General features: G+C 66.0%; 26 protein-coding genes. 15 read left to right on the plus strand and 11 right to left on the minus strand.

Annotated features, from left to right (window positions below):
- On the minus strand, nt 1-203 hold a 203-nt coding region (locus J0I42_RS04400), incomplete at its 3' end, for a CoA-transferase (protein WP_291653170.1).
- A 185-nt stretch (nt 204-388) separates the two neighbouring features.
- Nucleotides 389-823, minus strand: coding sequence for a PACE efflux transporter (locus tag J0I42_RS04405; RefSeq protein WP_291653569.1), 435 nt, complete (start codon nt 821-823; stop codon nt 389-391).
- 100 nt (nt 824-923) lie between these two features.
- On the opposite strand from J0I42_RS04405, the gene J0I42_RS04410 reads away from it, so the two are divergent.
- On the plus strand, nt 924-1,811 hold the full coding sequence (locus J0I42_RS04410) for a LysR family transcriptional regulator (protein ID WP_291653172.1): 888 nt from the start codon (nt 924-926) through the stop codon (nt 1,809-1,811).
- A gap of 8 nt (nt 1,812-1,819) precedes the next feature.
- On the opposite strand, the gene J0I42_RS04415 is transcribed toward J0I42_RS04410, so the two are convergent.
- Nucleotides 1,820-2,692, minus strand: coding sequence for a MurR/RpiR family transcriptional regulator (locus tag J0I42_RS04415; RefSeq protein WP_291653173.1), 873 nt, complete (start codon nt 2,690-2,692; stop codon nt 1,820-1,822).
- A gap of 96 nt (nt 2,693-2,788) precedes the next feature.
- Here J0I42_RS04415 and J0I42_RS04420 point away from each other — a divergent pair, with 96 nt between their 5' ends.
- The 6 genes from J0I42_RS04420 (at nt 2,789) to J0I42_RS04445 (ending at nt 9,245) form a co-directional block, all read left to right on the plus strand.
- Nucleotides 2,789-4,402, plus strand: a complete 1,614-nt coding sequence (locus tag J0I42_RS04420; RefSeq protein ID WP_291653175.1) for an ABC transporter substrate-binding protein — start codon at nt 2,789-2,791, stop codon at nt 4,400-4,402.
- Between the two features lie 83 nt (nt 4,403-4,485).
- Nucleotides 4,486-5,463: an ABC transporter permease gene (locus J0I42_RS04425; protein ID WP_291653177.1), complete on the plus strand. Its 978-nt coding sequence runs from the start codon at nt 4,486-4,488 to the stop codon at nt 5,461-5,463.
- Nucleotides 5,460-6,368: an ABC transporter permease gene (locus tag J0I42_RS04430; RefSeq protein ID WP_291653178.1), complete on the plus strand. Its 909-nt coding sequence runs from the start codon at nt 5,460-5,462 to the stop codon at nt 6,366-6,368. Before J0I42_RS04425 ends, J0I42_RS04430 begins: the two co-directional genes overlap by 4 nt.
- Nucleotides 6,365-7,357: an ABC transporter ATP-binding protein gene (locus J0I42_RS04435; protein WP_291653179.1), complete on the plus strand. Its 993-nt coding sequence runs from the start codon at nt 6,365-6,367 to the stop codon at nt 7,355-7,357. Before J0I42_RS04430 ends, J0I42_RS04435 begins: the two co-directional genes overlap by 4 nt.
- Nucleotides 7,354-8,373, plus strand: coding sequence for an ABC transporter ATP-binding protein (locus tag J0I42_RS04440; protein WP_291653180.1), 1,020 nt, complete (start codon nt 7,354-7,356; stop codon nt 8,371-8,373). The genes J0I42_RS04435 and J0I42_RS04440 overlap by 4 nt, the downstream gene beginning before the upstream one ends.
- Nucleotides 8,370-9,245, plus strand: coding sequence for an alpha/beta hydrolase family protein (locus tag J0I42_RS04445; protein ID WP_291653181.1), 876 nt, complete (start codon nt 8,370-8,372; stop codon nt 9,243-9,245). The genes J0I42_RS04440 and J0I42_RS04445 overlap by 4 nt, the downstream gene beginning before the upstream one ends.
- A 53-nt stretch (nt 9,246-9,298) precedes the next feature.
- Here J0I42_RS04445 and J0I42_RS04450 read toward each other — a convergent pair whose 3' ends face one another.
- From J0I42_RS04450 to J0I42_RS04460, 3 genes are all read right to left on the minus strand, one after another.
- Nucleotides 9,299-10,423 carry an amino acid ABC transporter permease gene (locus J0I42_RS04450; RefSeq protein WP_291653182.1) on the minus strand — a complete coding sequence of 375 codons (1,125 nt, stop codon included), beginning with the start codon at nt 10,421-10,423 and terminating at the stop codon, nt 9,299-9,301.
- A 1-nt stretch (nt 10,424) separates the two neighbouring features.
- Complete coding sequence (locus J0I42_RS04455) at nt 10,425-11,597, minus strand: amino acid ABC transporter permease (protein WP_291653183.1); 1,173 nt, start codon at nt 11,595-11,597, stop codon at nt 10,425-10,427.
- An 86-nt stretch (nt 11,598-11,683) separates the two neighbouring features.
- The gene (locus tag J0I42_RS04460; protein WP_291653572.1) at nt 11,684-12,706 is read right to left on the minus strand and encodes an amino acid ABC transporter substrate-binding protein; all 1,023 of its coding nucleotides are present in this window, start codon (nt 12,704-12,706) and stop codon (nt 11,684-11,686) included.
- A gap of 686 nt (nt 12,707-13,392) precedes the next feature.
- Here J0I42_RS04460 and J0I42_RS04465 point away from each other — a divergent pair.
- The 7 genes from J0I42_RS04465 (at nt 13,393) to J0I42_RS04495 (ending at nt 19,530) form a co-directional block, all read left to right on the plus strand.
- Nucleotides 13,393-14,169, plus strand: coding sequence for a sulfite exporter TauE/SafE family protein (locus J0I42_RS04465; protein WP_291653184.1), 777 nt, complete (start codon nt 13,393-13,395; stop codon nt 14,167-14,169).
- A gap of 96 nt (nt 14,170-14,265) precedes the next feature.
- On the plus strand, nt 14,266-15,048 hold the full coding sequence (locus tag J0I42_RS04470; RefSeq protein WP_291653185.1) for a DeoR/GlpR family DNA-binding transcription regulator: 783 nt from the start codon (nt 14,266-14,268) through the stop codon (nt 15,046-15,048).
- 122 nt (nt 15,049-15,170) lie between these two features.
- A complete protein-coding gene (gene phnD / locus J0I42_RS04475) occupies nt 15,171-16,160 on the plus strand; it encodes a phosphate/phosphite/phosphonate ABC transporter substrate-binding protein (RefSeq protein ID WP_291653186.1) in 990 nt (329 codons plus the stop codon).
- Between the two features lie 38 nt (nt 16,161-16,198).
- A complete protein-coding gene (gene phnC / locus J0I42_RS04480; protein ID WP_291653574.1) occupies nt 16,199-17,017 on the plus strand; it encodes a phosphonate ABC transporter ATP-binding protein in 819 nt (272 codons plus the stop codon).
- A complete protein-coding gene (phnE, locus tag J0I42_RS04485; protein WP_291653187.1) occupies nt 17,014-17,820 on the plus strand; it encodes a phosphonate ABC transporter, permease protein PhnE in 807 nt (268 codons plus the stop codon). Before phnC ends, phnE (J0I42_RS04485) begins: the two co-directional genes overlap by 4 nt.
- A complete protein-coding gene (phnE, locus tag J0I42_RS04490; protein ID WP_291653188.1) occupies nt 17,817-18,647 on the plus strand; it encodes a phosphonate ABC transporter, permease protein PhnE in 831 nt (276 codons plus the stop codon). Before phnE (J0I42_RS04485) ends, phnE (J0I42_RS04490) begins: the two co-directional genes overlap by 4 nt.
- Nucleotides 18,625-19,530 carry a TIGR01459 family HAD-type hydrolase gene (locus tag J0I42_RS04495; protein WP_291653189.1) on the plus strand — a complete coding sequence of 302 codons (906 nt, stop codon included), beginning with the start codon at nt 18,625-18,627 and terminating at the stop codon, nt 19,528-19,530. Before phnE (J0I42_RS04490) ends, J0I42_RS04495 begins: the two co-directional genes overlap by 23 nt.
- A gap of 305 nt (nt 19,531-19,835) precedes the next feature.
- Here the strand turns inward: J0I42_RS04495 and J0I42_RS04500 are convergent, their stop codons facing one another.
- A complete protein-coding gene (locus J0I42_RS04500) occupies nt 19,836-20,222 on the minus strand; it encodes a RidA family protein (RefSeq protein WP_291653190.1) in 387 nt (128 codons plus the stop codon).
- Between the two features lie 201 nt (nt 20,223-20,423).
- Between J0I42_RS04500 and hemN the strand changes: the two genes are divergently transcribed.
- Entirely contained in the window at nt 20,424-21,767 is a 1,344-nt protein-coding gene (gene hemN, locus J0I42_RS04505; protein ID WP_291653191.1) for an oxygen-independent coproporphyrinogen III oxidase, read from the plus strand.
- 89 nt (nt 21,768-21,856) lie between these two features.
- Here hemN and J0I42_RS04510 read toward each other — a convergent pair whose 3' ends face one another.
- The 4 genes from J0I42_RS04510 to nirK form a co-directional block, all read right to left on the minus strand.
- Nucleotides 21,857-22,117, minus strand: coding sequence for a hypothetical protein (locus tag J0I42_RS04510; RefSeq protein ID WP_291653192.1), 261 nt, complete (start codon nt 22,115-22,117; stop codon nt 21,857-21,859).
- Nucleotides 22,118-22,121: 4 nt separating this feature from the next.
- Entirely contained in the window at nt 22,122-22,673 is a 552-nt protein-coding gene (locus J0I42_RS04515; protein ID WP_291653193.1) for a cytochrome c oxidase subunit 3 family protein, read from the minus strand.
- On the minus strand, nt 22,670-23,557 hold the full coding sequence (locus J0I42_RS04520; RefSeq protein ID WP_291653194.1) for an SUMF1/EgtB/PvdO family nonheme iron enzyme: 888 nt from the start codon (nt 23,555-23,557) through the stop codon (nt 22,670-22,672). The genes J0I42_RS04515 and J0I42_RS04520 overlap by 4 nt, the downstream gene beginning before the upstream one ends.
- Nucleotides 23,558-23,618: 61 nt before the next feature.
- Nucleotides 23,619-24,764 (minus strand): copper-containing nitrite reductase, encoded by a 1,146-nt coding sequence (gene nirK, locus J0I42_RS04525; protein WP_291653196.1) that lies wholly within the window; start codon nt 24,762-24,764, stop codon nt 23,619-23,621.
- Between the last annotated feature and the right edge of the window lie 22 nt (nt 24,765-24,786).

Below are 24,786 nucleotides of genomic sequence, written 5' to 3' on the forward strand. Positions count from 1 at the left end.
TGCAGGAGCATCCACAGGCCGAAGCCGTCGGCGCCGGCATTGTTCGAGATCACCGTGATGTTCTTCACGCCGGAATCGCGGATCTCAGGGATCAGGCTCTCGGGGTTGCCCGACAGGCCGAAGCCGCCAGACATGATCGTCATCCCGTCAAACAGCAGCCCGTCGAGCGCAGCCACCGGCCCGTCATAGATCTTACCTGTCATCGTCCCTCCAAGGCGCGGCCTGCCGCCGCGACATGCATTCGCGCCGTGACGGGGCAAGCCGTCTCGGTGGTTCCGGCGTGATCAGAATACGATCGCCAGAGAATGTCCATGGCTGCCGCGGCGTGGACCGCCAGCAGGCAGGGAGGGGCGTGACGATTTCAGGCTGGCCCGGGCCCGAAGCCGATTCAGGCGACGGCCAGCCGCGACCGGGCGGGAACCGGGAAGACCCGGTCATAGGCGAGGTTGAAGAGGAAGGCGTAGACCACATAAAAAACCACGATGGCGAGGTCCATCACGAAGGTCTCCCACAGGCCGAGGCCGAGATACCAGGCCATCGGCGGCAGCAGCAGGACCAGCAATCCGCCTTCGAACAGCAATGCATGCAGCACGCGCAGCGTCAGGCTCTTGCGGGTATGGCCGGCGAAGCGGAGCATCGCGTGGTCGAAGCCGAGATTGTAGACGAAGTTCCAGAGTGTCGCGACGGTGGCCGAGCCTACGCCGATCACGCCCATATGGGTTGCCGGCAGGTCGAAGAGCATGGCGCCGCCGGGGATCACCAACGCGAGCCCGATGATCTCGAACATCACGGTATGGCGAATCCGGTCGGGGAAGGAGCGCATGGACATTCGAAACACCTGTCGTTCCGGTCTTGATTGACGCGGTGCGTTCTATCGTCAAATCTGAGCCATTCAAGTTAGATCTTATCTGGATATCAGATAGATGAATCTGTCCTTCGAGCAGCTTGAGGCTTTTGTGGCCGCGGCCGAGCAGGGTTCGTTCTCGGCAGCGGGGAGGGCACTGCGCAAGGCGCAATCGGCCGTGAGCACGCAGGTCGCCAATCTGGAGGAGGACCTCGGCGTCGCGCTGTTCAGCCGGGCCGGACGCAATCCCGTGCTGACCGCGGCGGGCGAGCGCCTGCTGCGGGAGGCGAAGGTGATCCTGGATCGGCGGGAACACCTGATCGGCGTCGCCAGCAGCTTCGAGAGCCATGTCGAGACGCGGCTCGTCGTCGCGATCGACGAGCTCTATCCGGAACATCTGCTGGGTGCGCTCTTCGCCGATTTCGCGCGGCATTTCCCGCATGTCGAACTGGAGCTGCTGTTCCCGCTGATGGAGGATGTCAGCCAGCTCGTTCTGGCGGGGCAGGCTGATATCGGGGTGATGTGGCGTCAGGAGGCCTTGCCGCCGGAGCTCGGCTTCCAGACGGTCGGCTGGGTGCCGATCAAGCTCGTCTGCGGCAAAGACCATCCGCTGGCCGGTATGCGAGTCGACTGGGAGGAGCTGAAGCGCCATCGCCAGATTCTCGTCGCGGCGCGCGGCGACGGGCCGGAGAAGCAGCGCCTGCGCGTTGCAGCCGAGGTCTGGTGGGTCGAGAGCCACTGGGTGATCCTGCAACTGGTGAAGCAGGGCATCGGCTGGGCCTTCGTCTCCAGCTATGTCATCGCGAATTCGCCGGTGACGGCCGATCTCGTGATGCCCGATCTCCAGTTCGATGATTTCGATCTGCCCGTGGCGCTGGAGATGGTCTGGCACAAGCAGCGCCCCTGCGGGCCGGCGGCGCGCTGGTTGCGCGAGCGCTTCGCGGCGGCACGCATCGGTGCGGCTTGAGCGCCCGCCTATTGATGGAAGGTCCAGAGCAGGCTTTCGCTGAGCTCCTTGAGGGCCTCGACCGCGTCCGGGCGTTCACGGGCGACGGCGGCGATCAGGGCGTCGGCGAGTGCGAAGACCGCCGTCGGCGAGTTCGGCAGCAGGCGGCTGCGGGCGGGCGCGAACAGCGTGACATCGGCGACAGGGGCGAGCGGCGAGGTCGGGCTGTCGGTCAAGGCGAGCAGCGAGGCGCCGCGCTTCTTGGCGAAAGTCGAGAGATCGAGCGTGGTGCGGGAATAGCGCGGCACCGAGATCGCGACGACGAGATCGTCTGTCCGCGCCGACATCATGTGCCGGATGGCGCGTTCCGGTCCGGTGCGCGAGGAGGTGAAGATGACGTCGGCATCCAGATAGAGCGCGAGCCCGTCCTCCAGGAAGGAGGCGACATGGTGGCTGGCGCCGGAGGCGGCGATGAAGACGCGCGGTGCCTTCAGCAGCAGCTCGACTGCCTTCGTCACGGAGACCTCGTCCAGGCCGTCGCTCGCCTCCTGCAGGTTGGCGTTCTGGTCCGCGAGCGCGGCGGTGAAAGTCGCGAAGATCGAGCCGGCTGTCGAGCGGGCTCCGGCGAAGGTGTCCACCGGGTCATGGGCGAATTTCAGGGCCGCAGAGAGTCCGCCACGGAACTCGCCATAGCTGGCGTAGCCGAGCGCCCGGACGAAGCGCGTCACCGTCGCGTTGGACGTGCCGCTGCCTTCGGCCAGGCCCTCGATCGTCATGGTCGCGACATCGAGCGGATGCTGCAGCACGAAATCGGCGGCGCGGCGATGGCCGTTGCTCAGCGAAGGGTAGATCCGGGCGATCCGGTTCGAAAGATCCGTCGTCGGCTTCAGGCCCTGTGACATGCGCGGCTACCCGATTGACGTTCGAAAATTTTCATGTTTGCTACTGGACGAAAATGAAGCTGTCAAAACGGTTCTCAATCGGGAGCGGATTCCATCATGCGTAAACCCATTGTTCTCGCGGCTTTCGCGGCCGCCTGTCTCGCCGGTACGGCGGTCCCGGCGCAGACCCTGCGCATCGCTCTGTCGTCCGAGCCGACGGCAGTCGATCCTCATTACCATGACCTCACGCCCAATAATGCGCTGGCCCAGCACATCTTCGATTCGCTGGTCAGCCAGGACGAGCAGCAGAAGCTGCTCCCCAGTCTTGCGACGTCCTGGCAGAACGACGGCAAGAACCGCTGGACCTTCAAGCTGCGCGAGGGTGTGAAGTTCAGCAACGGCAAGCCCTTCACCGCCGAGGACGTGGTCTTCACCTTCTGCCGCACGCTGAAGAACGAAACCAAGATCACGGATTCCTTCGCCGACGTCACCGGCAACTTCGCCTCGGTTGAGACGCCTGATCCGCAGACGCTCGTCATCACGACGATCGCGCCCGAGCCGCTGCTGCCGAACGTGCTTTCGGGGCTCGGCATCCTATCGGCCGGGATCGTCGAGCATGGTCCGATCGTCTACGACATCGCGAAGAACTGTGGCGTCACCGGCCCCTGGCCGACGGTAACCGGCTTCAACGACGGCACGCTCGCCATCGGTACCGGCGCCTACAAGCTCAAGTCCTATGTGCGCGGTTCCGCGATCGAGCTCGAGCGCAACCCGAATTACTGGGGCAAGGCCGAGCCGTGGTCGACGGTCCGTCTGCTGCCGGTGACCAATGCCGGCCCGCGTCTCGCCGGCCTGCTCGCCGGCGACTATGACGTGATCGAGAACCCCGCGGCGCGCGACCTGGGCCGGATCAAGGACGACAAGCGCTTCGGCCATGTCATCACCCCTTCGACCCGCGTCATCTATTTCCAGCTCGATGTGGCGCGCGACCAGAGCCCCTTCGTCAAGGCGGAAGACGGTAAGAACCCGCTGAAGGATCTGCGCGTCCGCAAGGCGATGTCGCTCGCCATCGATCGTGACGCTATCGTCAAGCGTATCATGGACGGCGCGGCCGAGCCGGCCTACCAGTACCTGCCGACCGGCATGTTCGGCACGCGGCCGAATCCGCCGAAGCTGGCCTATGATCCGGCGCAGGCGAAGAAGCTGCTTGCCGAGGCCGGCTATGCCAAGGGCTTCCAGGTCACGCTCTCGACCACCAACGACCGCTACATCAACGACAGCCAGATCACCCAGGCCGTCGCGCAGTATCTGACCCAGGTCGGCATCAAGGCTGAGGTCGACGCCATGACCCGCGCGATCTATTTCCCGCGCCGCGCCAAGAAGGAATTCTCGGTCGCGATCGGCGGCTGGGGCTCCGGCACCGGCGAGGCCGCGTCGTTCCTGCGCCAGTGGCCGCCGACCCCGAACGAGGCCAAGACCCTCGGCGGCTCGAACTATGGCGGCTACAAGAACGACCAGTTCGACAAGATCATCCGCGAGGCGGTGACTACGCTCGACGACGGCAAGCGCGCGTCGCTGCTGCAGGAAGCCGGCAAGATCGTCGTCGACGACTACGCCTTCATCCCGCTGCACTTCGAAAGTGGCATCTGGGCGTTCAAGTCCGAGCTCGACGTCAAGGGGCGCGCCGACCAGTTCATGCTGGCGATGTCGGTGAAGCCGAAAGCCAAGTAAGCCGCCGGCCGACAGGTCATCGACAAGCCGGGCCGCCCGTCGAGGGCGGCCCGTGAACCATTGAGCGGAGCCGGTCGAGCATCATGACCGCCTATGTCCTGCAACGACTGATCCAGAGCGTGCTCGTGCTGCTCGCGGTCTCGGTCGTGGTGTTCTTCGCCGTCTACGGCATCGGCGATCCGATCGAGCTGCTGGTGTCGCCCTCGGCCAGCGCGGCCGAGCGCGAGGCGCTGATCCGGCGCCTCGGCCTCGATCTGCCGATCTGGCAGCAATATTTCGTCTTCATGGGCAATGCCCTGAAGGGTGATCTCGGTCGCTCCTTCGTGCACGGCGTGCCGGCGATCGAGCTCATCCTCGGCCGGCTGCCCGCCACCTTCGAGCTCGTGCTGCTGGCGATGACGCTCGCGATCGTGACCGGCGTTCCGCTTGGGCTCTATGCCGGACTCGATCCGGAAAGCCGCCCTTCTCGCATCATCATGGGCGGCACGGTGCTGGGCTATTCGCTGCCGAGCTTCTGGAAGGGCATGATGCTGATTCTGCTCTTCGCGGTGGTGCTCGGCTGGCTGCCCACTGCCGGGCGTGGGGAGACGGTTTCCGTCCTTGGTGTCCAGACCAGCCTCCTGACCTGGGATGGACTCAGCCATCTCGCCTTACCGGCGTTCAACCTCGCCATTCCCAACATGGCGCTGATGATCCGCCTCGTCGCCGCAGGCACGTCCGAGGCGATGACGCAGGACTACGTTAAATATGCCCGAGCCAAGGGCGTGAAGCCGCGCCGCGTCGTCGGCCGCCATGTGCTGCGCAATATCCTGATCCCGGTCGTAACCGTGGTCGGCATCGAGTTCGGCAGCCTGGTCGCCTTCTCGACGATCACCGAGACGGTCTTCGCCTGGCCCGGCATGGGCAAGCTCCTGATCGACTCGGTCTATCAGCTCGATCGGCCGGTGGTCGTCGCCTATGTGCTGCTGGCGACGCTGCTCTTCGTCACCGTGAACTTCCTCGTCGACATCCTCTACGCCGCGCTCGATCCGCGGGTGAAGCTGACAGGAGAGATGGCATGAGTGTCGAAGCCAGAGCTCCGACCGTGCCGGCCTATGCCGACACGCCGCTACGCGAAAAGGTGCTGCGGCGCATCCGCAGCCGGCCGACGACGCGCGGTGCCGCGATCCTGCTCGGCATCATGGTCGCGCTGGCCTTGCTGGCCCCTGTCATCGCGCCGCAGAACCCGCATGACCTCGCTTCGCTCAGCGTGATGGACAATCGCCTACCCCCGGGTGAGGCCGGCATGAACGGCTTGACCTACTGGCTCGGCACGGATTCGCAGGGCCGCGACATGTTGAGCGCGATCCTCTACGGGTTACGCACCAGCCTGATGGTCGGCCTCACCGCGACGCTGGGCGCGCTCTTCATCGGCATCTCGGCCGGGCTCCTCGCCGCACAGTTCGGCGGGGTGGTCGATGCCGTGATCATGCGCGTCGTCGACTTCATGCTCGGCTTTCCCTCGATCCTGATCGCGCTCGTTCTGCTGGCTTCGATCGGGCGCGGGGTCGACAAGGTCATCCTCGCCATCGTGCTGGTGCAATGGGCGCAATATGCCCGGCTGATGCGCGCTTCCGCGCTGGTCGAACGGCGCAAGGAATATATAGAGGCTGCGCTTAATTTCGGCCTGCCGACCCGGCACATCATGGTCGCGCATCTCCTGCCGAATTCGGTCGGCTCGGTCCTGGTCGTCGCCTCGATCAGCATTGCCGGTGCGATCACGCTGGAAGCCACGCTTTCCTTCCTCGGCGTCGGCGTCCCGGTAACGCAGCCTTCGCTCGGTCTGCTGATCGCCAATGGCTTCGAGTTCCTGCTTTCCGGGGAATACTGGATCGCGGTCTTCCCAGGCATCGCGCTGGTGCTGCTGATCGTCTCGCTCAATCTCGTCGGCGACCGGCTGCGCCGCAGCTTCAACGTGCGCTCATGAGTGATCTCGCAACCAATCCCCTGCTCGAGGTTCGAGGCCTCAGAACCGTCTTCCATGCGCTCGACGGTGCGTGGCCTGCCGTGGACGGCGTCGATCTCAGCGTCTCGCGCGGCGAGGTGCTGGGGCTCGTCGGCGAGTCCGGGTCCGGCAAGTCGGTGACCGGCTTTTCGCTGGTGCGCCTGATCGATCCGCCGGGCGAGATCGTCGCCGGTACGGTCAGCTTCGGCGGTGAGGACCTGCGTGCCGCGACCGAGGAGCGCCTGCGCGATCTGCGCGGCGATCGCATCGCCATGATCTTCCAGGACCCGCTGATGACGCTGAACCCGGTGCTCAGCATCGGCGAGCAGATGAGCGAGGCGATCCTGGAGCATCGCGATTGCAGCCGCGAGGAAGCGCTCGGCGAGGCCGCGAAGGCCCTGGCCCGCGTGGGCATCTCCTCGCCTGAAGCGCGCCTCAGGCAGTTCCCGCACGAGTTCTCCGGCGGCATGCGCCAGCGCGTCGCGATCGCGACCGCGCTGCTGAACGCGCCCGACCTGATCATCGCCGACGAGCCGACGACGGCGCTCGACGTCACCATCCAGAGCCAGATCCTGTTCGAGGTGCAGAAGCTCGCGCGCGAGACCGGCACCGCCGTGCTCTGGATCACGCATGACCTCGCCGTGGTGGCGGAGCTCGCCGACCGGGTGGCGGTGATGTATGCCGGCCGAGTCGTCGAGATCGGGCCGGTCGACGCCGTGCTCGACGCACCGCGCCATCCCTATACGCTCGGCCTGCTCAATTCATCGGCTGCCAATGTCGCGCCCGGAGAACGTCTGAACCAGATCGACGGCGTCGCGCCGCGCATTGATGCGCGCCCCAGCGGCTGCCCGTTCCGCCCGCGCTGCCCGCGCGTCCAGCCGGTCTGCGCCGAGCGTGATCCAGAAACGACGGGGCAGGATGCGCATAGTTTCCGCTGCCACAATCCGGTGCCGGTGGGAGAAGCGGCATGAGTGCTTCGACCAGCGCCCCGATCATCGAGCTCAAGGGCATCACCAAGCATTTCCGACGCAAGCCGACGCTGGCGGAACGCATCCTGATGGCGACCGGGCGGGGCAAGGCGCCGCCGGTGCTGCGTGCCGTCGACGGCATCGATCTCAGTGTGAAGCGCGGCGAGGTGCTCGGCCTCGTCGGCGAATCCGGCTGCGGGAAGTCGACGCTGGCCCGCGTCGTCACCGGCATCCTGAAGCCGACGACCGGTGAAGTCGTCTACGAGCAGCAGCCGGTTGCCGGCCTGAAGGGCAAGGAGCGGCTCGATTTCCTGCTGAAGGTCCAGATGATCTTTCAGGATCCCTACGCGTCGCTCGATCCGCGCATGAAGGTCAGCCGCATCGTTGGCGAGGCGCTCAGCGTCCACAAGCTCCTGCCCAGGGCGGAGATCGACGGGGCGGTGGACCAGGCGCTGAGCGAGGTCGGTCTCGATCTCGCCTATCGCGAGCGCTATCCGCACCAGTTCTCGGGCGGGCAGCGCCAGCGCATCGGCATCGCGCGTGCGCTGGCCGTGAAGCCGGATTTCCTGGTCTGCGACGAGCCGGTCTCGGCGCTCGACGTCTCCATCCAGGCGCAGGTGATCAACCTGTTCATGGATGTGCGCGAGCGCCACGGCCTGACCTATCTCTTCGTCAGCCATGATCTCGGCCTCGTCCGGCATATCAGCGACCGGGTCGCGATCATGTATCTCGGCCGCATCGTCGAGGTCGGCACGGCGGCGGAGATTTTCGCCGAGCCGGCGCATCCCTATAGCGCGGCACTGATCGCCGCGATCCCGTCTGCGGCAAGGCGCAAGCGCGCCTTCCAGCCGCTCAAGGGCGAATTGCCCTCTCCCCTGGCGCCGCCGCCTGGCTGCCCGTTCCATCCGCGTTGCGAGCAGGCGATGCCGGTCTGCCGCGAGGTCCGGCCGGTCCTCACGGAGATCGCGCCCGGCCGCAGCGCCGCCTGCCATCTGCACAAGGCTCCGGAGGCCGCATGACCACCACGACCCTCAATCCGCCCGTCGGGCGCAGCACGCTGCCCTTCATCGACATCAGCCATCCGGACAAGGCGCTGGAGGTGAATTTCTACCGCCCCGCGCGGCACCAGCCAAACGATCCGGTCATCGTCGTGCAGCACGGCATGCTGCGCAACGGTGACGAGTATCGCGATTTCTGGATCGACGCAGCCGAGAAGCATAACCTGCTGATCGTCGCGCCGACCTTCCCGAACGAGCCTTTCCCGAAAGCCGAGGGCTACAATAACGGCCTTGTCGTCTCCGAAGAGGGGACGATCGCGCCGCGTGCCGAATGGCTCTATGCCGTACCCGCCCGGGTGCTCGATGCGCTGCGTGCCGCCGGCGTGATCGACAAGCCGGTCATCCGCATCTTCGGTCATTCGGCCGGCGGCCAGTTCGTGCATCGCATGTTGGCGACGGAAGGCGGCGCGCTGTTCGAAGCGGCGATGGCCTCCAACCCCGGCTGGTATACGCTCCCGACGCCTGGGCGGAACTTCCCGGAAGGGCTTGGTGGGCTCGGCCTCGACAAGGCGGCGCTCGCGCGCTGGCTCGCCTATCCGATGATCCTGTTCGCGGGCGATCGAGACATCGCCACCGACGATCCGAACCTGCCGTCGCAGGCGGAAGCGCTGGCGCAGGGGCCGCATCGCTATGGCCGCGCCCATTTCATGCTCGATTTCGGCAAGATGGAAGCGGAGCGCCTCGGCGTGCCCTGCAACTGGCAGCTTCTTACAGTTGCCGGCATCGGCCATGACGGGGCGGCGATGTCGCGCGCGGCAGCGTCCTACTGGTTCGAGGGGGGGCGGATTCCGCCGGCCGAAGAGCTCGGCAAGCAGACCGCTCCGGTTCTCTGATCACCTGCCATCCAGCCTCGCCCGGGGTGCGGGCGGGGCCATCGGTGCGCCGCTCAGTGCCGGCCGTGGCTGTGATCGGTCTTCAGGCGCCGTTCGATGAAGCGGCTATAGGAACCCATACCGTAGCTGAACACGGCGTAGACGAGCGCCGCGAAGACATAGCCTTCCAGAACGGCGATGCCCTGCCAGACCGGATCGCGCATCGCCGAGCGCACCGTGTCGAGGAAATCCAGCAGGCCGATGATGGTGACCAGTGTCGTATCCTGGAAGAAACCGATGAAGATGTTGACCAATGGCGGGATAACGATCTTCAGCGCCTGCGGCAGCACGATCTTGCGCATCGACAGCCAGTAGCCGAGGCCCAGCGAGGCTGCCGCCTCATGCTGGCCCTTTGGCACGGCCTGCAGGCCACCGCGGACGGTCTCGGCGATATAGGCGCCGGCGAAGATGATGATCGCGACCTGCGCCCGCAGCAATTTGTCGATGGTCACGCCGTCGGGCATGAACAGCGGCAACATCACCGAGGCCATGAACAGGATCGAGACCAGCGGCACGCCGCGCACCATCTCGATGAAGACGACGGCGATGACCTGGATCGCCGGCAGCTTCGAGGAGCGCGCCAGCGCCAGCAACACGCCGAGCACGAAGCCGAAGGCGAGTCCGACCGAGGAGAGCATGAAGGAAAGCGGCAGGCCGCCCCAGCTCGTGGTGTTGACCACGGTGAGACCGAAGAGTCCGCCATACATCAGCACGCCGCAAGCGACGACGACAGCCAACCAGAGCCAGAGCAGCCGGGACGACCAGAAGCGCGGGATCATCGAGTAGATCATCGCGCCGAGGAACAGCAGCACCGCGAGCGCCGGACGCCAGTGTTCGTCATAGGGGTAGAAGCCGAAGATCATGAAGCGCAGCTTCGCCGCCAGGAACGGCCAGCAGGCGCCGGCTCCGGCGGCGGCCTTGCAGGTCTGCGGGCCGCCTTCGACGATGGCGCGGGTGACGAGCCAGCCCCAGGCTCCCGTGACGAGGCGGTAGATCAGCCAGAGGCAGGCGAAGGTGACGACGGCGTTGAAGGGCGAGCCGATATAGGGCTTGAGCAGCGCGAACCAGCTCCGCGCCGGCCGCACCGGCCGCTCGTCGGGGATGGAAGCCAGCGCGTTGAGTTGGACGGTGTCGGTCATCTCAACGCTCCACCAGCGCGACGCGGGCGTTGTACCAGTTCATCAGAACGGAGATTGCGATCGACATGCCCAGATAGACCAGCATGAAGATGGCGATGCCCTCGATCGCCTGCCCGGTCTGGTTCATCGTCGTGTTCGAGACCATGACGAGATCAGGATAGCCGATGGCGATGGCGAGCGAGGAGTTCTTGAAGGTCGAGAGATAGGAACTGGTCAGCGGCGGGATGATCACGCGCAGCGCCTGCGGCAGCACGACGAGCCGCATGGTCTGGCGGTCGTGCAGACCGACGGAGCGCGCCGCTTCCCATTGTCCGCGTCCGACAGAAAGGATGCCGGCGCGCACGATCTCGGCGATGCCGGCAGAAGCGGAGAGGCCGAGCCCGACGAGCAGCGCGGTGAATTCCGGGGTGACCTGAAGGCCGCCGGTGATGCGGAAACGCCCCTTCTCCGGCCAGTTCACTGCCATCTCGGGCTGGAAGACCAGCATTGCGACGAGCGGCGGGATCGCAAGGGCGATCAGGACGAAGGGCCAGGCCATGCGGCTCTGGCCGGTCGCGACCCGCTTGCGGCGAAAGGACGAGGCGACGATGTAGGCCAGCACGATGCCGAGCACGACGCCGGCCAGCACTCCGGTATGTGCCGGCGACCAGCGCAGCGAGGGCACGATCAGCCCGCCATTGCTGAGGAAGACGTCGGGCAGGATCTGCCAGGCGTCGCGTACCGGCGGGAAGACCGCGACGATCAGCGCGTACCAGAGAAAAAGATAGAGGAGCAGCGGCACGTTGCGCAGCGCCTCGACATAAAGCAGCGCGAGCGTGGAGAGCAGCGGATTGCGCGACAGGCGGGCAAGTCCGACGGCGAGCCCAAGCACCGTCGAGAGGATGACGGCGAAGACCGAGACCCAGATCGTGTTGAGCAGGCCGACCAGGATGGCACGGCCGTAGGTGTTGCCGGAATCGTAGGAGATGAAGGACTGGCTGATGACGAAGCCGGCGGGCCGCGACAGGTAGTCGAAGCCGGTGGCGATGTTTTGCGCCGCCAGCTTCCGCGAGACAGTGTCGAAGAGATAAAGGCCGATACCGACGACGAGCGCGACCGCCACGACCTGATAGAGCACGGCGCGGACGCGCACGTCGTAGAGCAGCCGCACCGGGCTGGAATCTGAGGTTGCCATCGGCTGTTCCGGGCTGGGGACGCATCGGCCGCCCGAAGGCAGCCGATGGTCTCAGGTCAATCGAGGGAACGCACGCTGGGCGAAGATCACCGGAAGGGCGGGGAGTAGATCAGGCCGCCCTTGTTCCAGAGCTGGTTTGGGCCACGGGTGAGGCCGAGGGGGGTCTTCTCGCCGAGATGGCGCTCGAAGAGCTCGCCGTAATTGCCGAGCTGCTTGATCGCGTTATAGGCCCATTTGTTGTCGAGGCTCAGCATCTTGCCGAGGTCGCCGTTGACGCCGAGCAGGCGTTGGATCTCGGGGTCCTTGCTGTTGAGCTGCTCGTCGATATTGGTCTTGGTGATGCCGTATTCCTCGGCCGCGATCAGGGCGTTGACCGTCCAGGAGACGATGTCGCGCCAGTTGCTGTCGTTCTGGCGGACGACGGGCGCGAGCGGCTCCTTCGAGATCGTCTCGGGCAGGATGACGTATTGCTTGGGATCGTTGGCGATGGCGCGCACGGAAGCCAGGTCCGAACGGTCGGTGGTGATGACGTCGCAGCGGCCGGAGAAGAAGGCGTTGCGCCACTCGTCGGGGTTCTCGAAGACGACCGCCTCGTATTTGATGTTACGTGGCTTGAAATAGTCCTCGAGGTTCTGCAGCGTCGTCGTACCCGGCAGGATGCAAACGGCCGATTGCGACAGCTCGGCCGCGCTCTTCACGCCGAGCTTCGTCGAGACCATAAGGCCCTGACCGTCATAGAAGACGACCGGTGCGAAATCGAGGCCGAGCGAAGTGTCGCGCGAGAAGGTGTGTGTCGTCTGGCGCGAGAGCAGATCGACTTCGCCCGATTGCAGGCCCTGGAAACGGACATTGGTGTTGAGCGGGACAAAATCGACTTTGTCCGGTGCGCCGAAAACAGCGGCGGAGACCGCCCGGCAGACATCGGCATCGAAGCCCTGGCGAACGCCCTTGTCGTCGGCGTAGGAGAAGCCGGGGGCCGTCGGTGAGACGCCGCAGAGTACCTTGCCGCGCTTCCTTACGGCTTCGAGCGTGGCTTGCGCCGAAGCCGGCGCTGCGAATACGGAAAAGGCCGCAGCGGCGAGGCCGAATGCGACCATTCTGGTGATCATCTTTGACATGGACGTTCCCCTCGTGCGCGCCTGTATCCGGCGCGTCGACAAGGAGCCTATTGGGGCGTTGTTGCGACCGCAAGAGCGTTTCTGGCCCCGAACGAGGCGGATTTTAACCTTTCCGTCAAAGTTCCGGCCTCCTGCGCCACGGCGACATCATCTCTCGGACCAGGTAAGCGCGGAGCGCACCGGACATCACTCCTGAAGCCCCGCCGCGTCCCTTTCCCGCCGTGAGGAGTTCCGCGGCGTGGCCCGGCCGGAGCCCGGCGCCAAAGCGTGAGTGAGCGACGTGTGTCGCATCGTCTCCCGGTATGAAGAGCATCGGACCATCCAGACTGCGGCTCCCGCCGGCTCCAACACGGAATTGGCGAGTCTCCGGGCCGTGATCAGCGCCGATGCGGGGCTTCTATCCGCGCATCGCGACTGTCGAACTTGCGGCTCGTTTTCGTTCAAGTCCCGGAGAGATCGTGGTCCGGATCGGTTCTGCCTACGCTGCCGCTATCTCGCCCGCGCTCGAGACCAGCGCCAATTGCGATCTCGCAGGCCGCCAGGATGTCACGGCATTGCAGAGTTCCGCGCGCGCGGATATGCCGCCACGGCGGCGGCGCTGGAGGCCGGTGGCGCCCGGTGATAGGCAGGAAATTCGACCACGCCCCGGCGGCGATGAGCGATTCAACGGGGGCTTCATGACTATAGCCGGCTTGCTGGCGCCGTTCAGCGCGGGGCAGGTTTCGGCCTGTATCCTCGTCGTCTTCCTGACGGCGATCATGCGTGGCTATACCGGCTTCGGCTTCGCGCTCGTGGCCGTGCCGCTGCTTGCCGTGATCGCCGACCCCGTCACTGCCGTGCCGATGGTGCTGCTGCTCGAAGTAGCCGGCAGCCTGCAATTGTTGCCCGGCCTGTGGCGCTCGGCACATCTGCGCTCGGTTCTGCTGCTCGTCGCCGGCGCGCTTCTGGCGACGCCGATCGGGCTCTACGGCCTCGCTTCGTTGCCGGCCGACGTGATGCGTCTCGCCATCGCGCTCGTGGTGCTCGCGACGACCTGTGCGCTCGCCGCCGGGCTGAAGGCGAGCCGTGAGCCGGGAGTGCCCGCAACCTTCGGCGTCGGCATCCTCTCCGGCCTGCTCAACGGCGCCGCCGCGATGAGCGGGCCGCCCGTGGTGCTGTTTTATCTCAACGCCCAGACGGCTATGCATGTCGGGCGGGCCTCGATCGTCCTGTATTTCCTGCTCTCCGATGCGGTTGCGATAGGCTTCGCCGGAGTCTCCGGGCTCCTGGTCGCACCCACGGCGCTGCTGGCGACGGTGACCATCCCAGCGCTGTTTCTCGGGCAGGTGATCGGAACGCGGCTGTTCCGTTCCGCCTTGCAGCGACACTATCGAATCGTCGCGATCGTGATCCTGCTCGCGGTCAGCGGCTTCGCCATCGCGCAATCGGTGCATGCGCTTTGGGGCAGCAGCTAGAGCGGATCCGGCCGCTTGCATTTCGGGCCGGGCGGCTATCATACGCGCGTGGCCGAGCAGCCTTCCCGCGCCCGGCACGTCTTGCACGGACATGCGATGAGCCCTTCCGCTCCCGATACCGAGACCCTGACGCCGCGCCAGCGGCAGATCCTCGATCTCGTGCAGGAGCTCGGCTTCACCACGATCGAGACACTGGCCGAGCGTTTCGGCGTCTCGGCCCAGACGGTCCGGCGCGAGATCATTCGCCTGCAGGCCGGCAATTTCCTGCAGCGTTTCCATGGTGGGGCCGGGCTTGCGTCCGGCGGCATCCGCTCGGCCTATGCCCAGAAGCTCACGGTCTCCCCGCGCGGCAAGGAGCGGATCGGCGCCGCGGTGGCCAGGATCGTGCCGCCTGGCGCCTCGGTCTTCCTCGATGTCGGCACCACGGTCGAGGCCGCCGCGCGGGCGCTGATCAACAAGCCCGGCCTCAGGGTGGTGACGGCGAGCGTTTCCGTCGCCCAGATCTTCTGCAACCATGGTGTCTTCGACGTGGTCGTGACCGGCGGTACGACGCGCGGCGCCAACGGCTCGCTCGTCGGTCAGGCGGCGATCGCCAGCATCATGGGTTTCCGCTTCGACTATGCCATCATCGGCCTCGGCGGCTTCGACGACGATGGTGCGCCGATGGATTTCGACCTCGAGAAGATCGCTGTGCGTCAGGCCGCGATGGGTCGCGCCCGACAGAGCCTCGCGCTGGCCGACCGCTCCAAGTTCGATCAGACCGGTACGGCCCGCGTCGCACCGCCCGAGGCGCTGAGTCTGGTTGTCGTCGACGTAGAGCCCGGCCCGCGCCTGCGGGCGAGTTGGGAGCGCAGCGGCACGCGCTGGCTCGTGGCCTGAAGCGCCCCGGTCTCCCTTCAAATCTTTAGCCGACACTCTTGCGTCGGTGATCACTTTTGATCAGGATGGAAGAAATCTTACACGAGCGCCTTCAGGGCGCCGCTGCGTCCAGGGAGGTTGCCATGCTGCGCGCCAAGATCGCGTCCCTTTGCCTACTCGCTTTCGGGATCGGGTTCGCCGGTCCCGCGCAGGCGCAGGATTGCGCCAATCGCGGGACGCTGGATGCACGCTACTGCGACGCCAATCGGGACCTGCTCGCCGATACTCCGACCGATGTGGCGAAGCAGAAGGACCCGGACACGCTGATCTTCTCCTACACGCCGGTGGAGGACCCGTCGGTCTACGAGAACGTCTTCGCCGACTTCCTCGCGCATCTGAGCAAGACGACCGGCAAGAAGATCAAGTGGTTCGGCGCCGAATCCTATGCGGCGCAGGTCGAGGCGATGCGCTCCGGCCGCCTGCATATTGCCGGCGTTGCCAGCGGTCCGACACCTTTCGCGGTCAACCTCGCCGGCTTCGTGCCGATCGTCGCCATGGCCAAGAAGGACGATTCGATCGGCTACACGCTGCAATTGATCGTGCCGAAGGATTCCCCGATCAAGACCATCGCCGATCTCAAGGGCAAGCGCGTCGCCCATGTCGCGCCGTCTTCGAACTCCGGCGATACCGCGCCGCGCATCCTGTTCAAGGAGAAGGGGATCGTCCCCGGCAAGGACTACGAGGTGCTCTATTCCGGCAAGCACGACAACTCGATCATGGGCGTGGTCAACAAGGACTACGATGCCGCGCCGGTCGCCTCCAGCGTGGTCGAGCGCATGGCTGATCGCGGCATGTTCAAGCGCGACGATATCCGCATCGTCTATGAGTCGAGCCCGTTCCCGCGCACGGCCTTCGGCCTCGCGCACGATCTCAAGCCCGAGCTGCAGGCCAAGATCAAGCAGGCCTTCCTGACCTTCGATTTCCTGAATTCGGCGCTCGCGAAGGAGTTCAAGGACACCAAGGGTTTCAAGGAGCTGAGCTATAAGGACGCCTGGGGCGACATCATCCTGATCCAGAGCAATAGCGGCATCACCTATACCCAGGACGGCCTTTCGAAGCTTAAGGGCGATTGATGTCGGTTGTTTCGGGGGCTTCGGCCGGCGGCGCTCCGCTGCTGGCCGTCGCGGGACTGGCCAAGGTCTATCCGACCGGCAAGAAGGCGCTGGGCGGTGTCGATGTCGTCATCGACCGGCCGCAACTCGTCGCGGTGATCGGCTCGTCGGGTGCCGGCAAGAGCACATTCATCCGCTGCATCAACCGGCTGGTCGAGCCGACCGCCGGCAGCGTCAGGCTCAACGGCGAGGACATCGTCGCGCTCGATCGCAAGGGCCTGCGGGCTGCAAGACGCCGGATCGGCATGATCTTTCAGGAATACAACCTGGTCGAACGGCTCAGCGTGATGCAGAACGTGCTCTCGGGGCGGCTCGGCTATACCGGGCTTCTCGCCTCGCTGCGCTATCGCTTTCCTCCCGAGGATATCCAGGCCGCCTTCGCATTGCTCGATCGTGTCGGGCTCGACGGCTATCACAACCAGCGGGCGGATGCGCTCTCGGGCGGCCAGCGCCAGCGCGTCGGCATCGCGCGCGCCCTGATGCAGCGGCCGGACCTGCTGCTGCTCGACGAACCGACCGCGAGCCTCGATCCCAAGACCTCGCGCCAGATCATGCGCCTCGTGCGCGAGCTCGTGGCCGAGCGCCAGACCCCGGCCATCATCAATATCCACGACGTCGCGCTCGCCCGCGCCCATGCCGACCGCATCATCGGCATGAAGGATGGCCTGATCGTCTTCGACGCCGAGGCCAGCGCCCTGACCGACGCGGCGCTGACCCGGATCTATGGCGAGGAAGACTGGTCGACCCCGCAGGACGAGGATGACGAGGCTCCCGCCGCACCGGCAGTCGCCACAGCACAGGTCGGCGCGCTGTCATGACGACAGCTGCCGCCTCCTATCCCAGCCGCTGGCGGGCGCCGAGCATCTTCGGCAGTCCCGGCCGGCGGCTCGTCTTCTGGGCGCTGGTCTGCGTCTATCTGGTCTGGTCGCTCTCGACGCTCAATGTCGACATGGCCCGCATTCTCGCCGGGCTGCCGCGCGCCTGGACGATCCTGGCCCGGATGGTTCCGCCGGATTTCGGCCGCTGGGAGCTGTTGCTCACCGGCATGGTGGAGAGCGTGCAGATCGCCATCGCTGCGACGATCATCGGCGCGGTGCTGTCGATTCCGATCGGCATCGCGGCGGCGGCCAATCTCTCGCCGCGCCCGCTCTATCTGCTGGCGCGCGCCTTCATCGTCACGGGCCGGACCTTCCACGAGGTCATCATCGCGATCTTCTTCGTGAAACTGTTCGGCTTCGGCCCGGTCGCCGGCCTGCTGACCCTCGCTTTCTCCTCGGCCATCTTCCTCGGCAAGATGCTGGCGGAGGATATCGAGAACATGAAGCCCGGCCCGGTCGAGGCCATCCGCGCCACCGGCGCGAGCTTCGGCCAGACCTTCTTCTACGCGGTCGTGCCGCAGGTGCTGGTCAAGACGCTGGGCGTGCTGATCTACCGGCTCGATTCCAACCTCCGGCATTCGACCGTGATCGGCATCGTCGGTGCCGGCGGTATCGGCCAGACGCTCTCGGCCTCGTTCTCGCGTTATGATTTCGATTTCGCCAGCGCGATCCTGCTGACGATCGCGGCGATGGTCGCCTTCGGCGAATGGTTCAGCGACTGGGCCCGGCGGAGGCTGAGATGACGGCGCATCAGCTCCCGCAGGACCGCGCGCCGATGCGCCGCTATCCCGACCATTGGGAACGCTATTCGCCGCGCGAGCGCATCGTGCAGTGGATCTGGCTCGGCGGCATCGCGGTCGCTGCCGCCTGGTCGGTCTCGGCGCTCGACATCGAATGGGCCTTCTTCGCCGATGCCCATGAACAGGCCGCAGACCTGATCGAACGGATGTGGCCGCCGCGCTGGTCCTATCTGCCGCGCATCGTCGAGCCGCTGATCGAGACGCTGCATATTGCAACGCTCGGCACGATGATCGCCATCGTCTTCGCCCTGCCGGTCGCCTTCCTGGCCGCGCGCAACACCACCTACAACCAGGCGACCTGGCTGATCGGCCGGGCCATGCTAGTCCTGTCGCGCTCGATCAACACCGTGATCTGGGGTCTCGTCTTCGTCGCGATCTTCGGGCCGGGGCCGGTCGCCGGCATCTGCGCAGTCGCCGCGCGCTCGGTCGGCTTCATCGCCAAGCTCGTCGCCGAAGCGATCGAGGAGGTCGATGCCGGCCAGATCGAGGCGGTGGAATCGACCGGGGCCAGCACGCTTCAGGTTTATGGCGTCGCCATCCTGCCGCAGATCCTGCCGGTACTGATCGGCACCTCGATCTACCGCTGGGACATCAATGTGCGCGAGTCGAGCGTGCTCGGCTTCGTCGGCGCCGGCGGCATCGGGCTCCTGCTCTACGCTTCGATCAACCAGTTCGCCTGGTCGCAGGCGATCGTGATCCTGATCGCCATCCTCGGCATCGTCATCATCAGCGAGGCGCTCTCGGCCTATGTCCGTTCCCGCATTGTCTGAATCGCGGGCGGAGACCGCCTTTCCCGGCGGCCTCTCGGCCCTCGTCGACCACTATGACGGTTTCCTGCTCGATCAATGGGGCGTGCTGCATGACGGCACGCGGCCCTATCCCGATGCGGTCGCCTGTCTCGAGCGCCTGCGGGCAGCGGGCAAGGCCGTGATCATCCTGTCCAATTCGGGACGCAGCGGGCGCGACAACGAAGGCGTTCTCGCCAGCATGGGCTTCGCCCGCCCGCTCTATGACCGCGTGGCCTCGGCGGGGGACGATGCGCGCGAGGCCCTGCTGGAGCGCTCCGAACCGGGCTATCGCGATCTCGGCCCGCGCTGTCTGCTGCTGGCGCGGCCGGGCGAGGACCATCTGGCGAACGGGCTCGGTCTGACGCTGGTGGATACCCCCGAGGCGGCCGACTTCCTTTTCGTGATGAGCATGGACCCCGACAGCCAGTCGGTCGCGGGCTGGAAGCCGGTGCTGGAGCAGGCCTTGCGACGCGACCTGCCGATGATCTGCGGCAACCCCGACCGCTACCGCGTCCATGCCGATGGCACCTTGCACGAGGCTCCGGGTTTGGCGGCCCTGATCTATGAGGAGATGGGCGGTACCGTTCACTATCACGGCAAGCCGCATCCGCGGATCTATCGGAGCTGCCTGCGCTATCTGGATCGCCCGGCCGGGCGCCTGCTCGCCATCGGAGATTCACTCGAGCACGACGTCGCCGGGGCAGCTGGCGCGGGAATCGATGCCGCCTTCATCGCGGGCGGCATCCATCGCGGTGATCTCGACTGGAGCGAGGACGGTACTGTCAATTCCGAGAGCTGCCGGCGGCTGTTCGCGCGCGAGGGGCTGACCCCGCGTTACGGCTTGTCCTGGTTCGCCTGGGACTGAACGATGTCGGCATCGGATTCAAGAGCTGCGATCTGTTACCGCATCTGACGGGGCAGAACGTCCAGCTTTCGTCGCGCATCATCAGGAACGCCGCCGCCGGCGCGGATCGGTTCTCATCTCCGAGAAGTCGGCAGCCATCCCGACATAATCTCCGGCAGCCATGCGTCGCACTCGCTCGTTCGCAATGCAGCCGGGGTGATGCCGTTGGTCGAGGTGGATGCGGCGCTCGGCCCGGAGCCGACCAATGAAGAAAAAGCTCGCCAGATTCGTCAGGGCGGGCGTCTGCCGGGGAGGGCCCGGCGGGTTCAGTAGACGGCCGTCGCTTCGACTTCGACCAGGAATTCCGGCCGGCTGAAACCGGAGACGATCACCAGCGTCGAGGCCGGCTTGACCGGGCAATCGGCCAGAGCTTCGTCGCGCGCCTTCATATAGGCCGGCATGTGCTTGCGGTCGGTAACGAAGGCGTTGAGGCGCACGAGATTCGCCATCGACAGGCCGCCTTCGCGCAGGATCGCGGCGATGCTCTCGAAACAGATGCGGGCCTGCTCGCCGGCATCCTCCGGCACGCTGCCGTCGCGCGCGATGCCGAGCTGGCCGGAGGTGAGAAGGATGCCCTGAGCTGCAGCCTTCATGCCATGGGAATATTGCCCGAAAGGCGGAGCGAGCGAGGCGGGCATAAGCGGCTGTTTCATGAACTGACGATCCAGGGCGGGAGGCCGCATCAGGTGTAGCTCAAGCAGCGTTGCGACGGAACCGCGTCGAGCGATGGTCGCAGCTTGACGGCAGTGCTCCTGCCGCCGGCCGATCCAGGCTGCAGTTTGCCTTCGATCAAGGAAGCCATCGGCCGAACCGGCTAGTCAGCGGGTTCAACGACAACAGCCCGGAGCTGACCGATGCAGGCTGCGCCATACCGAGACGAACGGCTTCCGCGCTATACGAGCTATCCGACCGCCCCGCATTTCAGCGGGGCTGTCGATGCGGACACCTATGCCGGCTGGCTGAAGGAACTGGCGGCGGGAACCACCGCCTCGCTCTACCTCCATGTACCGTTCTGCCGTTCGATGTGCTGGTATTGCGGCTGTCACACCACCGTCGCGCTGCGCAACGGGCCGATCATCGATTATCTCGCGGCGCTGCGCGGGGAGATCGCGCTGGTCGCTGAAAGGCTCGTGGCTCCGCTCGATGTGCGCCATATTCATTTCGGCGGGGGCACGCCGACCATCCTGGAACCCCAGGATTTCGTCGCCCTGGTCGCCCTGCTGCGGCAGCATTTTGCGCTGCATCCCACGGCGGAGATCGCAGTCGAAATCGATCCACGCCGGCTCGAATCCAGCATGATCGCAGCGCTCGCCGAGGCAGGCGTCAACCGCGCGAGCCTCGGCGTGCAGAGCTTCGATCCCGCCGTGCAGAAGGCGATCAACAGGATCCAGAGCGTCGAGCAGACGGCGGCGGTCGTCACCGGCCTGCGCGGCGCCGGCATCGCGGCCGTGAGCTTCGACCTGATCTACGGGCTGCCGCGCCAGACGCTGCACTCCTGCCTCGATACCGTCGAGCAATGCCTGGCGATGCGGCCGGACCGGTTCTCGATCTTCGGATATGCCCATGTACCCGAATTCAAGAAGCACCAGCGCCGTATCGTCACCGCCGAGCTGCCGGATGGCGAAGCCCGGCACGAGCAGGCCGAGGCCATGGCGCAGCGCCTCGTGGGGGCCGGCTATGTTCGCATCGGGCTCGATCATTTTGCTCTGCCCGAAGATCCGATGGCGCGTGCTCTGGTGCAGGGTGGGCTCCATCGCAATTTCCAAGGCTACACCACTGATCGCTGCGAGGCGCTGATCGGCTTCGGCGCTTCGGCGATCGGGCGGTTGCCGCAGGGCTATGTCCAGAACGAGGTGGTGATCGGCCGCTATGCCGAGCATATCGCCGACAACGCGCTGCCGACGGCACGCGGCTATCGCCTCAGCGCCGAGGATCGCCTGCGTGCCGAGCTGATCGAGCGGGTGATGTGCGACCTCACGGTCGATATCGACGCTGTCTGCGCACGCCACCAGGCCGATCCACAGATTCTCGAAAGCGCGCTGCAGCGCCTTGGCCAGCTCTCGCAGGAGGGCGTGGTGCGGCTCGACGGCCACCGGGTCTCGCTGCCGGACGAGGCGCGCCTGCTGGTGCGCAAGGTCGCATCCGCCTTTGACGCTCATCTCGACCAGCCGCCGCGGCAGTACAGCCGGGCGGTTTAAGGTGGGTAAGATTTCGCCGACGTTACGCCGTCATTCCGGGTGCAGGCCTGTGACCTGCCCCGGAATGACGAAGAGGTCTGCCGGGATCACTATCCGGCGATGGCGATCTTGATCCCCGCAAGCGTGCACAGCACCGCCGCGTAGCAGATCAGCGCGATCGTCAGCGCCGGGCTTGTTCGATGAAGCCGCATGAAGCCGAGCACGACAAGTGCGGCCTTGATCAGGCTGAGCGTCGCGATGGCGACGCCGCGTGGCGCGGCCGGCAGAAGCATCGCCGCTAGCAGGCTCGCACCGGTGGCGAGCAGCAAGGCGGACAGGATGACGGGGAAAGGAAGGTCATGTGCCGGCATCGTCTCAGCCCAGATAGATAACCGGCAGGATCAGCAGCCAGACGAGATCGACGAGGTGCCAGACCGAGGCGACGGTCTCGACCGATCGCGGCGCGGGACGCCAGGCGACGACGAGCAGCAGGATCGCGACGAAGAGCACATGTGCGAGATGGAAGCCGGTGGTCAGCAGGTAGAGCTCGAACAGCCGGTTCTCGCTCGCGACCAGCGCCGGCATTTCATGGCTTAAGGCGGTCAGTTTCAGGGCGCAGAACGCGAAGCCGCCCAGTGCGGCGAGGATGAGGTTCCGGCGCAGGGCTCGTCCTGATGCGGCCAGAGCCGCGAAGAAACCGCTGGTCAGCAAGGTCGCCGTTGCGAAACCGGCGAGCGGCAGGTCGAGTTCAAGGTGGAAAGCGGTATGCGCCGACGGGTTTAGCCAGGCGATCAGCAGGAAGGCGCCGAGCAGGGCGCCGAAGACGACGAGTTCGCTCCAGACGAGAATCCAGAGCAGGAGTTCCATGCCGCCTTCCGGAACCGGCCTTGCGCCGTCGAGGGTGCGGCTGGCGACCGCAACCGTCATGCCGGCAGCAGCCGGCCGAGGGCTGCGGGCAGCCGGTCGCGCCAGCTGCGCTCGCGGACCAGACGAAAGCCGAGATTGTCGGGCGGCGTCGCCACCGAGCAGCCGCCCGCCTTGGGGTTGCGGATGAAGAAGGTCATCGGCGCGCGGTGCTGGCCTTCGACGACATAGATGCCGCAATTGCTGGTCTCACTGAGCGTGCGGCCTGCCGCATCCTGCGAGACGCGGCGCAGGCAGGTCTGTGTCCATTCCCAGACATTGCCGGCGATGTCGTGGACGCCGTGCTCGTTGGCGCCGAAGCTGCCGACCGGGCGCGGGGCGGGATCGCTTGCCGCCTTGCGGTTAGCCTCGCGCTCGTAGTCGGCGAGCCAGCGCCGGGCTGGATTATAGGCGTCGCCGTCGAGGCCGCGGGCATCGTCGATGAAGCGCGAGCCGGCAGCGTGGGCCCATTCCCGATCGGTCGGCAGGCGCCAGACCGTACCGGTCTCGCGCGTCAGCCACGCGGCGTAATCGCTGGCATCGGCATGGCTGACGCCGGTCGCGGGCAAGTCGCCGCGCGGTGCCGGGCTGTCGAGCCGCTTGCAGGCGCTGGCCGCGATGCAGCGCGCGTAGTCGGCCGCGGTCACCTGATAGCGCATGATCTCGAGCGGTTGCGTGATCCTGACCGTGACGCGGGGCGCGTCGACCGGGCGACCGGCGCGGCTGTATTCGCCGTCGAGGCGGTGCAGCAGAGTCGCGGGTGGCACGATCGTGGTCTGCGGCAGGGGGAAGCTCGGGGTTGGCCGGCGCATCGGCGCGGCCAGCAGAAGGGCGGCGGCTCCGGCGAGGAGCATGAGGCCGAGCGAGGTCGTCAGCCCCGGCAGCGTGGGGCGCAGCGTGGTGGCCATGGTCGGAATCCCTGTCGGGAAGAAGGGCCTCCCCGCCGGATGGCGGGGAGGCGTGGACATGTCAGATGCCGGCAGGCGCCAGGATCTGCTTCATCAGGTCGTCGTTCCACTCACCCTCGACCTTGAAATGGCCGGCGGCGCCGAGCTCGAAGGCCTCGATCAGGTTGTGGTTGACATAGGCGTAGATGCCCGGCTGAAGGAAGGTGTAGAGCGCCGCGCCCGCGCAGCCGCCGGGGATGAACCAGGTCTCCAGGTCCCGTTCCGGCGGGTTGCGGAACTTGCCGGTGGCCCAGACATAGTCGCCATGACCGCCGATCAGGTGAGGCCGCGTGTCGCGGTTGGCCTGGGAATGCACGATCAGCACGGTCTCGCCGACCTTGGCGGTGAGGGCATTCTTACCCGTGAGTGCGCCGACCTTGCCGTTGAACACGACATGAGACGGGGTCAGCGTGCGCATCGCCTTGACGACATCCTCATGCGACTCGCCGACGCTGGCATAGCGCTTGAACTTGCCGTTCTCGTCGCGCGGCACATAGAAGTCCTGCTCACCGACATAGTAGACCTTGTCGTATTTCAGGGCCTTGCCCTGGCCATCCTTCAGCCCGTCGCGCGGCAGCACCATGATGGCGCCGTTCATGCCCGCGGTGACGTGCCAGGGCACCATGCCAGGAGGGGCGCAATGGTAGACGAACACGCCCTGCCGGGTGGCCTTCCAGCGCAGCACGACCTTCTCGCCGGGGTTAACCTCGGTCAGGCCACCGCCGCCGAGCGCACCGGTCGACGAATGGAAGTCGATATTGTGCATCAATTCGTTGGTTTCGGCGTTAATCAGCGTCAGTTCGACATAATCGCCCTCGTGCACGACCATCAGCGGGCCCGGTACGGTGCCGTTGAAGGTGAAGGCGTAGGTCTCGGTGCCTGCATCGTCGAGGATGATCTTCTTCTCGTGGATCGTCATCTCGAATTCGACGACCTTTGGCCCGCCGGTCGCGATCTGCTCATGCGCATGCACGAAAGGGGGATCAACCAGCTTCGGCTTGACGCGCGGCAGCTTGGCGATATCCGTGGCGGTGGCCTTGGTCATCACGGCCTGCGCCTGGGCCGGCGCGGAAGCCGCCTGGACGATCGCCCCCGCAGCCGCCGCTCCCGCCAGAATGCTGCGGCGGGTCAGTTTGAGCTCTTCGCCCCGTTTGGCCTCTTGGCCCATGGCTTGTCTCCTTGCCGGAAGA

The sequence above is a fragment of the Allobosea sp. genome, from assembly GCF_017308015.1.
In the GTDB taxonomy this organism is placed as follows: domain Bacteria; phylum Pseudomonadota; class Alphaproteobacteria; order Rhizobiales; family Beijerinckiaceae; genus Allobosea.